13 protein-coding genes are annotated in these 14,348 nt (G+C 63.1%); 5 read left to right on the forward strand and 8 right to left on the reverse strand.

Translation table 11 applies throughout. The features are described 5' to 3' along the window. The 3 genes from Q0O95_RS06585 to Q0O95_RS06595 all read right to left on the reverse strand — a co-directional run. Window positions 1-2,039: FAD-dependent oxidoreductase (locus tag Q0O95_RS06585; RefSeq protein WP_293696571.1), on the reverse strand; the 2,039-nt coding region annotated here is incomplete at its 3' end. A gap of 15 nt (window positions 2,040-2,054) precedes the next feature. Beyond that, entirely contained in the window at window positions 2,055-3,443 is a 1,389-nt protein-coding gene (locus tag Q0O95_RS06590) for an FAD-binding oxidoreductase (RefSeq protein WP_293696573.1), read from the reverse strand. Beyond that, window positions 3,440-4,750: an aromatic ring-hydroxylating dioxygenase subunit alpha gene (locus Q0O95_RS06595; protein WP_293696575.1), complete on the reverse strand. Its 1,311-nt coding sequence runs from the start codon at window positions 4,748-4,750 to the stop codon at window positions 3,440-3,442. The genes Q0O95_RS06590 and Q0O95_RS06595 overlap by 4 nt, the downstream gene beginning before the upstream one ends. Before the next feature lie 98 nt (window positions 4,751-4,848). Here Q0O95_RS06595 and Q0O95_RS06600 point away from each other — a divergent pair, with 98 nt between their 5' ends. Continuing rightward, window positions 4,849-5,775 carry a LysR substrate-binding domain-containing protein gene (locus tag Q0O95_RS06600; protein ID WP_293696576.1) on the forward strand — a complete coding sequence of 309 codons (927 nt, stop codon included), beginning with the start codon at window positions 4,849-4,851 and terminating at the stop codon, window positions 5,773-5,775. 138 nt (window positions 5,776-5,913) lie between these two features. Here the strand turns inward: Q0O95_RS06600 and Q0O95_RS06605 are convergent, their stop codons facing one another. Further along, window positions 5,914-6,981, reverse strand: coding sequence for an inositol-3-phosphate synthase (locus Q0O95_RS06605; protein WP_293696578.1), 1,068 nt, complete (start codon window positions 6,979-6,981; stop codon window positions 5,914-5,916). Window positions 6,982-7,066: 85 nt separating this feature from the next. Here Q0O95_RS06605 and Q0O95_RS06610 point away from each other — a divergent pair, with 85 nt between their 5' ends. Beyond that, on the forward strand, window positions 7,067-7,918 hold the full coding sequence (locus Q0O95_RS06610) for an inositol monophosphatase family protein (protein WP_293696580.1): 852 nt from the start codon (window positions 7,067-7,069) through the stop codon (window positions 7,916-7,918). Between the two features lie 147 nt (window positions 7,919-8,065). Here the strand turns inward: Q0O95_RS06610 and Q0O95_RS06615 are convergent, their stop codons facing one another. Further along, window positions 8,066-8,554 (reverse strand): hypothetical protein, encoded by a 489-nt coding sequence (locus tag Q0O95_RS06615; RefSeq protein WP_293696582.1) that lies wholly within the window; start codon window positions 8,552-8,554, stop codon window positions 8,066-8,068. Window positions 8,555-8,620: 66 nt separating this feature from the next. On the opposite strand from Q0O95_RS06615, the gene Q0O95_RS06620 reads away from it, so the two are divergent. From Q0O95_RS06620 to Q0O95_RS06630, 3 genes are all read left to right on the forward strand, one after another. Beyond that, the gene (locus Q0O95_RS06620; protein WP_366516457.1) at window positions 8,621-9,016 is read left to right on the forward strand and encodes a hypothetical protein; all 396 of its coding nucleotides are present in this window, start codon (window positions 8,621-8,623) and stop codon (window positions 9,014-9,016) included. A gap of 65 nt (window positions 9,017-9,081) precedes the next feature. Continuing rightward, window positions 9,082-9,945, forward strand: a complete 864-nt coding sequence (locus Q0O95_RS06625) for a DNA-formamidopyrimidine glycosylase family protein (protein WP_293696584.1) — start codon at window positions 9,082-9,084, stop codon at window positions 9,943-9,945. Between the two features lie 44 nt (window positions 9,946-9,989). After that, window positions 9,990-10,418 carry a protein-tyrosine phosphatase family protein gene (locus tag Q0O95_RS06630; protein ID WP_293696586.1) on the forward strand — a complete coding sequence of 143 codons (429 nt, stop codon included), beginning with the start codon at window positions 9,990-9,992 and terminating at the stop codon, window positions 10,416-10,418. A 116-nt stretch (window positions 10,419-10,534) separates the two neighbouring features. On the opposite strand, the gene Q0O95_RS06635 is transcribed toward Q0O95_RS06630, so the two are convergent. The 3 genes from Q0O95_RS06635 to Q0O95_RS06645 form a co-directional block, all read right to left on the reverse strand. Then, complete coding sequence (locus tag Q0O95_RS06635; protein ID WP_293696588.1) at window positions 10,535-11,710, reverse strand: lipid-transfer protein; 1,176 nt, start codon at window positions 11,708-11,710, stop codon at window positions 10,535-10,537. After that, the gene (locus tag Q0O95_RS06640) at window positions 11,707-13,155 is read right to left on the reverse strand and encodes an AMP-binding protein (protein ID WP_293696590.1); all 1,449 of its coding nucleotides are present in this window, start codon (window positions 13,153-13,155) and stop codon (window positions 11,707-11,709) included. Before Q0O95_RS06640 ends, Q0O95_RS06635 begins: the two co-directional genes overlap by 4 nt. Window positions 13,156-13,222: 67 nt before the next feature. Next, window positions 13,223-14,341: a DUF5938 domain-containing protein gene (locus Q0O95_RS06645; RefSeq protein WP_293696592.1), complete on the reverse strand. Its 1,119-nt coding sequence runs from the start codon at window positions 14,339-14,341 to the stop codon at window positions 13,223-13,225. Window positions 14,342-14,348: the final 7 nt, after the last annotated feature.

The following is a 14,348-nucleotide window of genomic DNA, read 5'->3' on the forward strand; positions in this document are numbered from 1 at the left end:
CCGAGGCTCAATCGCAGGGCATCGAGGATTGCCGCGTGCATGTTTCGCGAGTTGACGGCATCCCCTATCCGAGCGAGCTGGAACTCCCCTCGCGGATTCTTTTCGAGCAAGCGATCCTGCCGCCCACCTCGAACAAAAGCTTCGTAATCGACTTCGCCCAGGTTCTTGGAGCGGGGCTTCAGCTCGAAGTAGAGCTCGTCGTTGGGTATCGTGCCCCGCTCGACGACAACCGCGTCAACCACGAGCTGCGTCTCGATAGCCGAGAACTCGTTGCGGAGCGTGGCGACGACTCCGCCTGAGGGTTCTTGAGAGGTAGCGAGTAACCGTTGGCTGAGCATGGCCGCAATGCCGCACTCGGAGAACGCGTGCATGTACGCCGACGCGTTCATTTCTCCGATCTGGGCTGCAAGGGTGCGATCCGGTGTCGCGAAAACCACTTCGTGCCCCTGTTTGCCGAGACGTTCAGCGGCTTCGAACGCGGGGTAGGAGCCGTTGTCGTCGAAGATCAGCACGCGATGCTTGCCTCCGACCCGGTCCTGGATAACATCCCGTACGTCGTAGACCGGGGCGCCAAGCGAGGGCAGGCTCGTGTCCGGTGAACCGCCCGTTGCGACCATCACGAAGTCTGGATCTTCCGCGAGAACTGCATCCTGCTCCGCGTAGGTGTTGAATCGGAATTCTGCTCCCTTCTTCTTCGCTTGGTCGAGACGCCAATCGACAATGCCGATCAGATCCCGGCGGCGTTCTGAACGAGCGGCAATGCAGACCTGCCCACCGTGCGTCTCTCCCGCTTCGAAGACCACGACCCTGTGGCCACGCTCCGCGCACACACGTGCCGCTTCGAGGCCGGCGGGGCCGGCCCCCACGATGACGACCTTCTTGCGTTTCGACTCGGCGACCGCCGTGATGACATGCGGCAACCGACCTTCGCGCCCGCTTGCAGGGTTGTGGATGCAGATCGAGGATCCTGAGGAGTAGATGCCGTCAAGGCAGGTGTTCGCACCCACGCAGGGTCGGATGTCCTCTTCGCGACCCTCCTTGGTTTTCAGCGGCAGGTAGGGGTCCGCGATAGTGGCGCGCACCATCCCGACGAGATCCACGGCGCCCGATTCGAGTGCGTACCGCGCGGTCGGGATGTCGGTGATGCGATTTCCGTGCATCACCGGAATCGAAACACGTTCGCGGATGCGGCGGGCGTGGTCGAGGAAGGGCGCGGCCGGTGTTCCCATGCCGGGAATGTGCTTGGCGATCGTCGCCTCGGTGTCGATCGTGCCGACGGCGAGGTTCAGGAACTGGATGCCGTGGTTCGCGTAGGTATTGATGAGTTCGATCGCCCGCGCCTCTTCCATGCCGCCCACGGTGAAGTCGTCGACACTCATCTTGATGCCTACGACGAATTCTTCGGGTACAGCCGCGCGGACCGCATCGATGACGCGCAGGACGAAGCGCTGCTGATTCTCGACTGCACCGCCCCATTCGTCGTCTCGGTGGTTGAGCCGGTCGACCACGAACATGTCGAGCAGATGACCCCAGTGCATGAGCTCGAGCCCATCGAGCCCTCCGTCGGCGATGCGCTTCGCGGCCGCAGCGAAGTCGGCGACGACGCGATCCATATCGAAGTCTTCCATCTCCTTCGTGAAGGAGCGGTGCAGCGTCTCGCGGACGCGGCTGGGCCCGATGACCGGGAGCCAATCACCCTGAAAGTTCGTTGCCCGCCAACCCAGGTGCGTGAGCTGGGTCATGACGGCGACACCTTCGGCGTGCACGTCGTCGCTGATGAGCCGCAGCCAGGGAATGACCTCGTCGGTCGACATATCGATATTGCCGAAAATCGCAGGAGAATCCTTCGAAACGATCGCGGAACCGCCGATCATCGTCATGCCGATACCGCCCCTCGCTTTTTCGACGTGATAGCGGCGGTAGCGGTCGGTGGGCATACCGAGTTCGGAGTAGGCGGGTTCGTGCGATATCGAAACGAGTCGGTTGCGAATCGTGAGATCGCCTATCTGGAACGGCTGGAACAGCGGGTCTTCGGTCATGAGCAGAGGCTCTCCTTAGGCGTCGACGATGAGATCCGAGCGAGCAGTGGAGCAGCAGGGAAGGAACTTGCCGGCGTCGATCTCACGTGTGCGAATACCGCCCTGATGCTTCATATCGACATCGCCCTCGAGTTTGAGCGACTTGCATGAGCCGCACATCCCCTGCTGGCAGTTCATGCCGATGCGCACGCCGGCTCGCTGTGCCGCGGGCAGGATCGGTTCGTCGGCAGTAACCAAGACGTTCAGCTGACTGCGTGTGAACGAGACGCGATGCTCACCTTCGCCGACGGTCGTGAACGATTCGACATCGAGCGCACGCGTGTCCTTCGTATCGGCCGCTTCCACGGCGCCGTGCGCGCTGTCACCGGATGATGCGGCCGTGTGGGGGATGTCGACGATGGCGGGATCAGGTTTGATGAACATGTCCAGGCGATCCGGAGGCGCCGCGAACTGGCGCCCCTCTGCGGCCGCCACCTCCTCGGCGACTTCTCCGGCGCGAGTTACCTCATCCCTGTACTCGGCTTCGGTCTGCCCGTCGCCGGAGAAGAACTCCATGTGAATCGATGTGTCATCCACACCGAGTTCAAGCAGGAACTGTTCCGCCGCGTTCAGGTATCCTTCCGGGCCGCACGCATAAATCTGGCGCCCAGGAGCATCGGGCGCCACCTCATCGATCATCGCCGCCGTCAAGCGACCTGACATCCCGCTCCAGCTGGCCGGTGTGCCGCGGTTGCCGAGGGCGTAGAACACCTTGATGCGCGAATCCATGGTCACGAGCCACTCCAGTTCGCGCGAAAACGCGAACCCATCCGGTGATGCCGCGTGATAGAGCAGCTTGATGTCCGCCCTGCCGGGAAGCCGGTGCACCGTGCGCACCATCGACATAAGAGGCGTAATGCCCGCTCCGGCAGCGAGAAAAAGGTAGCGGGCTCTTCGGTCGGCATCCGGAAGGTGAAACGCCCCCACAGGGCCCAACATCTCGAGCACATCGCCGGGATGCAGTTGATCGTGCGCCCACCCTGAGACGAGTCCGTCCGCGTCACGTTTCACGGTGATGTCGAAGGTCCACGGTTGGGTGGGCGAGCTCGAGATCGAATAGCTGCGGTCGACGGGCTCGGCATCCGCACCGTGTACGGGGAACAGGATGTTGAGATACTGCCCTGGACGAAAGGCGAGGGGTGCGCCGTCCACGCGTCGGAACACGAAGGTCATCATGCCGCCGGAGTGCGGATAAACTTCGACGCACTCGGCTGCGAACTCCTGAGGGAGCCAAGGGCCGAGCGCGCGGGTGGCGCCCGCCGCTTGCTCAGGTGCCGAAACCGGTGCATGCAGGGCACGATTCCACGGCATCTCGAACCCTCGAATCCTCTGAGGCTCGGGCCGTGAACTCGTGCTGATCGTCATGACAGATAGTTCCGCATCCGCTGCACGTACCAGTTGACAAATGCCTCGACCATCCATTCGGATTGCATGTACGGCCCGGGCTCGTATGCGGGGCTCGCGACACCCCGCTGGCAGAGCTCGACGAAAGCTCGATCCTGGATGTTGGTGTTCTTCCACGTGTTGGTGAGTGCGTCCAGGTCGTAGTCGACCCCTTCGACGGCGTCCTCCGCCACATGCCAGATGGTGCGCACGAGCGTCTGAGTTTCGTGGATGGGAAACACCGCAAAGGTGATTGCGTGATCACCGAGAAAGTGCGACCAGAAGTTCGGTTGCACATGCATGCCGGTGCGCCCGAGCTTGAACTCGGGAACCTCGCCCAAGAGCTTCTTCGACAGCCGGTGTCCGGTCGGAGAGAAGGACTCTCCCTCGCCGTCGAGCGCAGTGCAGTCGATGCGATACCCGGTCACGCGCGTATCGAGCTTGCCCTCGATGACGCCGTGGCGATAGCCGTAACGGTTACGTCGTTCGATCATGGTTCGTTCGGCTTCGCGCTCCCGATCCCAGGCTTCTCGGTAGTGCTCCGGGAGGTCTTCGGGTTTGCCGGCGAGACCCTGGGTCGGAAAGAGCGCGCACTGCAATTCGGGATGCCCGTCGCAGTGGTAGCACTCGCGATTGTTCTCCATCACGAGCTTCCAGTTGCCGTCCTCGATGATGTCCTGTTGGTAGGCGATCCTCGTGTGCTCCAGCTCATACGGGGCGAAATACGACTCCGCGTCCTCGGCAAGCTCGTCGAAGTCGTCCGGAGGAGTTTCGGCGAGACACACGAACACGTGTCCGGTCACAATTCGTACGTGCGCTCGTTTCAGGCCGAAGCACTCCTTGTCGAAGCCCGCAGAGGTGCCGGAGGCGTGCAACAGACTGCCGTCCGGCGCGTAGGTCCACGAGTGGTAGCCGCAGACGAGGTTGCCGATGGTGCCTGACCCGTCGCGCATGATTCGCGCACCGCGATGGCGGCAGACATTGTGGAGTGCGTTCACCCCTCCGTCGTCGTCACGAACGAGGATGAGTGAGAGCGGGCCGAAGTCGACTGTGACGTAATCACCCGGTTGTGGAATCTCCGCGAGCGAAGCAGCGAAGAGCCAGTGGTTCGCGAAGATCTCTTGCATCTCGGCGAGATAGATCTCGCGATCCGTATAGAAGGGCGCCTCGAGCGAATAGCCGACACGCCGCCGCTCGAGCAGCTCACGAAGGCGGCCCGCAAGCTCAGTCGGGATTCTCGAACCGGGCGTGCCCGTCACCGAGGGTGCGAGATTGATTGCAGATGCCATGGCGTCGTCTCCGTTAACGGCCAGCTGATGATGCTGCAGACGGTACTCTTCCACGGCAGAATCGCAAAATAATGCAAGAGTTCATGCAGAATAAGTGCATGATTGATCCACGCCTGCGAACCCTTCGGGTGTTCGGCGAATGCGGCACCGTCTCGGGTACCGCAGAACTCACCGCGCTGTCGCCATCCGCGGTGTCCGCTCAGTTGCGTGAACTGCAGCTTTCGCTCGGTCTGACCTTGCTCGCGAGGGAGGGGAGAGGGCTCCGGCTCACTGCTGCGGGACGGCACCTGCTGCGGCGTTCGGATGCGCTGGTGGCGGAATGGGAGCGCATTCGGGCGGAGACTCTCGCAGCGGGCGGCCAGACACTGACCCGCTTCGGCATCGGTGGCTTCTCGACCGCGGCCTCGAACCTGCTCGCGCCGCTGGCAGCCCACCTGCAAGCGATGCATCCCGCTACTCGTGTGCAGCTCACCGAGGCGAGTCCATCCGAGTGCTTCGAGCTGCTCATCGCCGAGCAGCTCGATCTCGCTGTCGTGGTCGCAATGCAGTCCAGAGCGACGGACGATCGATTCGAGCAGATCACCCTGCTCGACGATCCACTAGACGTGATGATGCCGGCAAGCCATCGATTCGCGAATCGTGCGTCAGTGGCGCTCGCGGAACTCGCCAGCGAGGAGTGGCTTACCGACAGGCCGGGATCGCCGTACCACGCGCTGTTTGCCGCAGCGTTCACCGCCGCCGGTTTCACCCCTCGGATCTCTCACCAGAGTTCGGAGTGGGAAACGGGCATCGCGATCGTTGCGGCAGGGGTGGCTCTCGGTCTGGTGCCTCGTTTGGTGAGTCTCGATCGAGCCGAAAATGTTGTTCGCGTGCCGATAAGTGGCGTCGGGCGCCCGGTTCGACGCATTGTGGCGACAGTGCGCAGCGGCAGTATGGAGTCGCCCCTGATTCGGGAGTCGCTGGACACGCTGCGCGCGATATCGCGCGACATCCTCGAACTTCGCAGGGCCGAGAACGGCGCTTAGTAGCCCGACGCGACCCGAGGGCAGCTGCGTTAGAGCCGGAATAGTCGAGAGAATGCCCAATAGGAGGCTCCCAAAGGGCATTCTTCCTCCTATGTAGCGGCACCACCACGACGAGTCATTGAGCGAAGCCGAGCTCTCCTACTCCGCGAGGAACGCCTCCAGCTCTTCGCGAGCCTCGTGATCGGGTTTCTGCACGGGCGGCGATTTCATGAAGTACGCCGATGACGCCTCGACGGGGCCGGCGTGGCCGCGATCCTTCGCGACCTTCGCGCAGCGGATCGCATCGATCATCGTGCCCGCCGAGTTCGGCGAGTCCCACACCTCGAGCTTGTACTCCAGGCTCATCGGAACGTCACCGAAACCGCGGCCCTCGAGTCGCACGAATGCGAACTTGCGGTCTTCGAGCCATGGCACGTGATCGCTCGGGCCGATGTGAATATCGCCTTCCGGCAGATCCACGTCGATGTTCGACGTGACGGCCCGCGTCTTCGACACCTTCTTGGACTTGAGGCGGCTGCGTTCGAGCATGTTCTTGAAGTCCATGTTGCCGCCGACGTTCAGCTGGTAGGTGTGGTCGAGGGCGATCCCGCGGCTCTCCATGAGATGCGCGAGCACGCGGTGGGTGATGGTCGCACCGACCTGACTCTTGATGTCGTCACCGACGATGGGCACTCCGGCTCGCGTGAACTTCGCCGCCCATTCGGGATCGCTCGCCACGAACACCGGGACGGCGTTCACGAACGCGACCCCGGCATCAAGTGCCGCCTGTGCATAGAATTTCACGGCTTCTTCGCTCCCGACGGGCAGGTAGCAGGCGAGCACGTCGGCACCCGTCTCACGCAGCACCTGGGCCACATCAACGGGCTCGGTCGCGGACTCCTCCACTTCGTCGCGATAGTACTCGCCGAGTCCGTCGAGCGTCGGTCCCCGCTGCACGGTCACGCCGAGGGCGGGAACATCCGAGAACTTGACGGTGTTGTTGTGCCCTGCCCAGATCGCGTCCGCGAGATCTTTGCCGACTTTCTCGGCATCTACCTCGAACGCCGCCACGAACTCGAGATCGTGCACGTGGTAGCCGCCGAGCCTCACGTGCATGAGCCCAGGAACCTCATCGTCGTCGGCTGCGCCCCGATAGTACTCGACACCCTGCACGAGAGAGCTCACGCAGTTGCCCACGCCGGCGATAGCGACTTTCACAGACATCAACACACTCCTATTCGTCGTGCCGCAGCTGGCACACCAACCTCCAACTTACTCGCCCCGGTCCGTCGAAGATGGAACAATGCGAGGTGTGAAGAAGGCCAACCCCGAGCTGACCGAGTTCGTAATCCGCACAGCGCGGGATGCCGGGGCGATCGCCCTCGAGGGGTTCCGCAGCTCGAACCTGCAGATTGATACCAAACGCGACTTCACTGACGTGGTCACCCGCTACGACAGGGCGTGCGAGACGCACATCCGTGCGGCCATCCTTGCGACGTATCCGGATTCATCGATCGTTGGTGAAGAGCAGGGCGAGACCGTGGGTGACGGACCGCTGGCCTGGTTCATCGATCCCATCGACGGAACAGCCAACTATGCCCGTGGTATCGCCCTGTGGGCCGTCAGCATCGGGGTCGCACTCGACGGTGAGATCGTCGCCGGAGCCGTGTATGATCCCGTCGCCGATCAGCTGTTCTCGGCCGACGATCGCGGTGCTTTCCTCGAGGAGCGCGGCAAGAAGACGCCGCTGCGTTCTCAAGGCGCGACGGACGCCGCTCGAGCAACTGTCGCAACAGGTTTTCCCGCCCGAAGAGATCTTGTGCATCATCCGGATCTCGCCCTCGAACAATACGCGCGGATCACTCGGGAATTCGCGCAGGTGCGCGGGCTCGGCAGTACCTGTATCGCGCTGTGCTGGATCGCCGCCGGCTGGGTCGACGCGACGATTTCGTTCGAGACGAGCCCGTGGGATGTCGCAGCGGCGGCGTTCATTTTGCGGCGAGCGGGCGGCGTCTACCTCGCCTACCGCGATGGTGAGCCGCTACCCGAACGCGGCGACTTTATCGGCAGCCACTACTACGGCGCGGTGACGGGAAGCCGATTCGAGACGTTGCTCGACATCATGCGCACCCAGAGTCGGAGGCCCGTAGCGACTGCCGAGTGAGAGCAGCGTCTGCGGTTGGCCGGTTTCTTCACAGACGCGCCCCGAAGACTGAGAAAATGCGGTTTGTGCCTGAATGACTGACGAACGGGCGGTCTTTCGGGAAAACCGAGTCTTTCGGGCCGCGATGCGCCCGAGGAGTCTGTCGGATCAGTGGATTGCCGTCTTTCCGTAACGGGCGACCAGTAGCAGGAGGAGTGCCGCTCCGGAGCGGATGCCGTCCGCGATGCCCGCAGGAAGCATGAAGATCATCAGCACAAGGGCGACCGAGCAATTGATGACGGAAAGCGCGTAACCCCACATCCGGTTCTTCAGCAGGCCGATGGAGGCGAGGATCCGCCGTGCTGCGAACAAGCCGCTCATGGCCATCATCAAGAACAGGTGCTCGTTGAAGAACGCGACGATGAACGAGAATCCGCGTGACACGGTTTCGGAGTTGATGCCCAACGCGAGTACGAACCCTAAGCCGAGAAAGGGCAGACCCTCCATGAGGATGCCCTGCAAGAGCTGCAGGACCGCCGCCCATCCGATCTGACGCTTCGCAGGACTCCTGGAGTTCCGCTGCCTGATGATCTTTCGCCGCAGCTGCCGTGGAGCGCAACTTTCGGCCGGCCATCCCGGTGGCTCGAGGAGACCCAATCGAGAGAAGGGATGGACGGTATCCTGACAGGATCGCCATACGACCGCCCCGCGAGAGGAACAACCGTGCAGAAGACGACGATGCCGAGGAACACCATCATTCTTGGAGCAGCGCTCATTGTGCTCGGTGGCGTGGCCTATCTCGCATCGGGTCTCGCGAGCTGGACAGCACTCATCCCCGCCATCCTCGGGGCCGTTCTGCTGGTGTGCGGCCTGATCGGGCTGCGTAGCCCGAAGGTGGGCGTGCACATCGCGCTCGTCATCGCACTGCTCGGCGTCGCGGGTACGTTCATGAACGTGCTCCAGTTGGGGGAGTTGTTCGCAGGCACCGCGGAGCGCCCTCTCGCCGTTATCACGAGCAGCATCACCTTCGTGCTGTTGCTCATCTATATCGTGCTCGGGGTGCGATCCTTTATCGTTGCCCGTCGGTGGCGCAACGGCGACGGCGAAACGCAGGGCTGACGTTGTCGTCGATGGCCGAATGATGACCCGCGGATGCTGTCGGATGCCTGTGGCAGGATGATGCCATGCCTGAGTTGCCGGAGGTTCAGGGTCTCGTCGCGTTCCTGGGTGAACGCGTCGTCGGCACGTCGCTCACGCGCCTGACGGTTACGTCATTCTCTGCGCTGAAGACGTTCGATCCGCCGATCGACGCACTCGCGGGAGCGGAGATCACCGGCGCCGCAAGATATGGCAAGTTCGTCTCCCTGAGATGCGGCGACGATCAGTTTCTGATCTTCCACTTGGCCAAGGCAGGTTGGTTGCGCTGGTACGACGCGTTACCGTCGACCGTGATCAGACCGGGCAAGTCACCCATCGCACTGCGCATCGGCTTCGATGACGGCAGCGGCTTCGATCTCACCGAGGCCGGCACCAAGAAGTCCCTCGCCGTATATGCGGTGCGGGATCCGAGCGATGTGCCGGGAATCGCTCGCCTCGGCCCGGATCCATTCGACGCCGGATTCACGCGCGAAACATTCGCCGCTCTGCTCACGGGACGCCGCACGCAGATCAAGGGTCTGTTGCGCGACCAGTCGGTGATAGCGGGCATCGGCAATGCCTACTCCGACGAGATCCTGCACGCAGCACGAATGTCTCCCTACGCGATCGCCGCCGGGCTCGACGACGGTGACATCGCGCGTCTCTACGAGGCAATGCGGGCGACGCTGCAGCAGGCCGTCAATGAGGCATCCGGCAAACCGCCGGCCGAGCTGAAGGATGCGAAGCGCGGAAGCATGCGGGTGCACGCTCGCAGGGGTGAGAAGTGCCCGGTGTGCAACGACACCGTGCGAAGCGTGTTCTTCGCGGACCGGTCGATGGAGTATTGCGCAACCTGCCAGACGGGCGGCAAGGTCCTCGCAGACCGCCGCCTTTCACGACTCTTGAAGTGATGCGGCGATGAATCGCCCGCGAGCGTATAGTCACAATCGTGGGTGTGTGGGAGACAGGCAACGGCGTCCTCGAACTCCCCGACGGCCGTCGGGTCCGAGGTCGAGGATTGCGGACATCGTTCGAAGAGGTCGACCCCGAGTTCGGGATCTACCTCCAAGATCGTGACCCTCGTATCGATACGTGGCCCAATCGATGGGTGCACTGGCCGGACTTCGGGCTGCCGGATTCCACGCAGGACGCGGTGGCGGCTCTCCGGGAGGCGCATGATCGAGCGGTATCGGAGCGTGTTGAAGTCGCGTGCGGTGCGGGGATCGGCCGCACCGGAACCGCCCTGTCAGTGCTCGCGATCATGAGCGGGGTAGACGCGGAGGACGCGGTGGCATGGGTTCGTGAGCACTATCATCGGCGAGCCGTGGAAACTCGCCAGCAGCACCGCTGGGTCAGCGAAGTAGCGGCATCCCTGACGAATTGACCGCCCGTTTCCGTTCGCTCGATAATGCGACTGAAATTCGGCGATTCGCGCTCGGAGGATGGAGTAGCGGTCGGCATTCAGGGGAAGTCCATGATAGCGGTCGAGAGCCTTGCCGATCACCGCGTCCGCTCGTACAGGGTCACGACGCAGGCGCTCCCGAGGCCGAGATTGTGCTGCAGGGCGAGCGAGGCATTGGCCACCTGCCGGTCTCCGGCGGTTCCCCGCAGTTGCCAGACGAGCTCGGCGCACTGCGCGAGGCCCGTCGCGCCCAGCGGGTGACCTTTCGAGAGTAAACCACCGGAGGGATTCGTCACGACCTGCCCGCCATACGTGTTCTGGCCGTCAAAGATGAAGCGTTCGCTGGTGCCCTCCGGGGTGAGGCGCAACGCCTCGTAGGCGATGACTTCGTTCGCCGTGAAACAGTCGTGCAGCTCTACGACACCAAGATCATGAGGGTCCACGCCGCTGCCCTCATAGATCTCGTCAGCGGCACGGCGAGCGATGCCCGATCCGACCAGAGACATCGAGTCGCCCGAGAACGTGTCAGAGCGGTCGCTCGTCATGGCCTGCGCACGAATGCGCACGGATGTTTCGAGCCCGCGCGAGATTGCAAAGTCCTCGGTGCACAGAATTGCGGCGGCTGCGCCGCAGGTCGGCGGGCAGCACTGCAAGCGAGTGAGGGGTCCGTAGACATGCGGCGACGCCAGAACCTCTTCGGTGGTGACCGGGTCGCGAAACACGGCATAGGGGTTCGCCGCCGCATGGCGCCGCGATTTCACCGTGATCTGCGCGAAGGTAGCGGGATCCATGCCATATTTCTCAGCGTAAGCAATCCCCGCATCACCGAAGAACTGGGCTGCCAGTGGCGCGTCCGAGTCTCGATTCTCAGTAAGTCGCGCGGCCGAAAACCGCCAGAGTGAGTCGGGTCGATCTTCGTATACGCTTCCGATAGCGCCGCGCCCCATCTGTTCGAATCCGAACACGAGAACGCAATCCGCGGACCCGGAAAGGATCGCCTGCCGCCCGAGCCAGAGAGCACTGGATCCGCTTGCGCAGTAGTTGGTGACATTCAAGACCGGCATGCCCGTCGTGCCCACTCCGTACAGTGCGGTCTGCCCCGCGGCCGAGTCGGCGTACACATAGCCTGCGTAGGCCTGTCGAATCTCATCGATCGAGAGCTCGGCATCCGCCAGCGCCGCGCGGATCGCACGCTCGCCCATCGCGTCGTATGTCTCAGCGCGTGACGGGGTTGCGAAGGGGGTCATGCCGACACCGGCGACCACCACGCTCATGCGGAGAGCCCCGCCCGCAGCGCCGGCTTATCGATCTTTCCGACCGGATTCTTCGGGATCTCATCCATGATCGTTATCGACGTCGGGCACTTGAACGGGGCGAGGATGCTGCGAGCATGCACATCGAGATGGGATGCCGTCAGTCGGGCACCGTCTCGAACCGACACGAAGGCCACCGGAATTTCGCCGAGTACGGGGTGGGGAGCCCCGACAACCGCCGCCTCATGCACGTCCTCGTGAGCGTAGAGTGCGTTCTCGATTTCCTTCGGATACAGGTTCTCACCGCCACGGATGATCATGTCCTTGATCCGGTCCACGATCTGCAGGTAGCCGTCCTCGTCGAACCTTCCGAGGTCCCCGGTGTGCAGCCAACCGTCGACGATCGTCCGCTCGGTCTCCTCCGGTCTTCCGAAATATCCCGCCATCACCACGGGGCCCGCGATCACGACCTCCCCGACCTCCCCTCGGCCAAGGTGACGGCCGCCCTGCCCCACAACCGCTACCCGCTGACCGGGCAGCGGCAGACCTACAGTGCCGGCCTTGCGTATCCCGCGCAACGGATTGATCGTTGAAGCGCAGGTCGTCTCGGACAGACCGTAGCCCTCGACGATCGTCACGCCGAAGCGCTTCTCGAAGCGTTCGATGGACTCGTTCGGCATGGGTGCTGCACCGCACACGGCGAACCGCAGCGACGAAGTGTCCGATACGGTGTCTTCCGGCAGCGAGGAAAGCAGAGCGTAAATCGCCGGAACTGCCGAGAAGTACGTCGGTCGATGTTGCTGCACGTCAGCGAAGAACCTGTCGCGTGAGAATCGACCGGTGATGGTCACTTGGCCGCCAGCGCGCAGCGGAGTGAGCGTGCCAAGGATGATGCCGTTGGCGTGGAACAGCGGCAGTACGAGGAGGCTGTGATCTGATGCGCCGAGCTCGAACCACTCCGCAAACGACTCGGTCATAGCGTCGATATTCGCGTGTGTGAGCATCACACCCTTCGGTTTACCGGTGGTGCCGCTCGTGTAGATGAGGAGGGCCAGGTCACTGTCGGAGAGAGAGGGCAGAGTCGGTGGGGGAGCGGGAGTCGCGAGTTCGTCGAGCGTCACGGTGGGTGCGCCCAGATCGCGGCTTCCGCTATCTGCGACCACGAGCAGAGCACCGGCATCGGAGACCTGGAAAGAAGCTTCCTGTGCGCTCAGTACAGGATTGATCGGGGTAACGGCAGCGCCCAATCTCCAGGCTGCGAACAGGGCGATGATCAGGTCCACGCGGTTGGGCAGAGCGACCGCGATGACATCGCCGAAGCCGACATCGCGGGCGTGGAATGCGGCGGCCGCCGCATCGACACGCTCGTGCAGTATGAGATTGGTCAGCTCGGTGGTGTCGTCGCGCAGGCACGGAGCATCGGGATCGGACTCGGCGCGAAGGGCAGGCAACATGGCGAAGTGCATGAATAGCTTTCCGGGAAGCGAGGGGAGCCGCGCCAGGGAGCACGGCTCCCCTCGGGATGGAAGGTAGTCAGATTCGGGTCACAACGGGTTCGGTGACCAGGCCGAAGCCACGCAGCTGGCCGAGGAGTTCTCGATAGCCGAAGGCCTGGCATCCGGAGGCGAACCCGACCCGGTTCGGGCGTTGCTGGATCAACGAAAATGCGGCGAACGCCTGCAGGAGCCCGGTCTGTTTGTAGTTGCTGTTGCCGTGAATCACCACGTGTGAGCGACCGAGAGGCCCGGACGCATGAACCGAGTCGACGGATCGGTTGATTCGCGCGTTCTCTCGCGGCGGCATCCCGGCCTGCAGCGACGCCGCGATGTTCGCGAGCGCTTCTTCCTGCGCGTCCGGCTCCAGAGGCCGGATCTGCTCCTCGAACATCTTTACCGTTTCGGCAACACCGTTCATGACAGAGCGTTCGAAGACTCCTCCGATCGCGCGGACGCTGCTGACTCGCGGATCGTTCTGGAACCAGACGGGATGCGACATCCCGCCCCACGGCACCGCTACGCCCTGCTCGTGGTAGCCGGGAACCGAGACATCGAAAGCAGAGAGGTGATCCCACTCCACGAGTTTGTTCTGCTCGAGGTAGTACCAATCGGCTTTCAGGATGGTGAAGATCGTCTGCGTTGACGCATACGTCGGAAGTCCCTTCCACAGCACGAGGATGTCTAGGGTGTCGTAGCCGCCGGGCTCGAGCGCGATGTTCGCGGCGATCTCACTTGTGGTGTACATGTGCGCGATGCCTGGCGAGAGCAGCAGTTCCTTCGCAGCAAAAGCGTCTCCCCACCGATCACGGGCAGCGAGGATCCAGTCCTGCTCCCCCGTCGTGTCGGTGTAGTGCGCTCCGATCTGGAGCGCGGCCTCAACGACTTCGGGGCCGAATTTGATGAACGGTCCGGCCGTATTGCAGATGACTCGTGCGCCGTCGAAGGCCTCGGCCATCGCTGCAGAAGTGTTCTCGACGCCCACGATCTCGTAGTCGGCTGTCTCGATCCCGGGGATCTTCTCGACAACCCCGCGAACCTTTTCCGAATCTCGTCCGGCGGCCACGAAGGGGACGCCCAACTCGCGCAGGTATTCGCAGATCAGTCGGCCGGTGTATCCGCTCACGCCGTACACGACGACGGGTTTGTCAGTACTCATGGTTTGC

It is taken from the genome of uncultured Agrococcus sp. (assembly GCF_945915485.1).
Taxonomy (GTDB): domain Bacteria; phylum Actinomycetota; class Actinomycetes; order Actinomycetales; family Microbacteriaceae; genus Agrococcus.

Coding starts and splice junctions, on each gene's coding strand:
- Q0O95_RS06590 (WP_293696573.1), bottom strand. CDS start 3,443: ATGACGATCAGCACGAGTTCACGGCCCGAGCCTCAGAGGATTCGAGGG.
- Q0O95_RS06595 (WP_293696575.1), bottom strand. CDS start 4,750: ATGGCATCTGCAATCAATCTCGCACCCTCGGTGACGGGCACGCCCGGT.
- Q0O95_RS06600 (WP_293696576.1), top strand. CDS start 4,849: ATGATTGATCCACGCCTGCGAACCCTTCGGGTGTTCGGCGAATGCGGC.
- Q0O95_RS06625 (WP_293696584.1), top strand. CDS start 9,082: ATGCCTGAGTTGCCGGAGGTTCAGGGTCTCGTCGCGTTCCTGGGTGAA.
- Q0O95_RS06635 (WP_293696588.1), bottom strand. CDS start 11,710: ATGAGCGTGGTGGTCGCCGGTGTCGGCATGACCCCCTTCGCAACCCCG.
- Q0O95_RS06640 (WP_293696590.1), bottom strand. CDS start 13,155: ATGCACTTCGCCATGTTGCCTGCCCTTCGCGCCGAGTCCGATCCCGAT.
- Q0O95_RS06645 (WP_293696592.1), bottom strand. CDS start 14,341: ATGAGTACTGACAAACCCGTCGTCGTGTACGGCGTGAGCGGATACACC.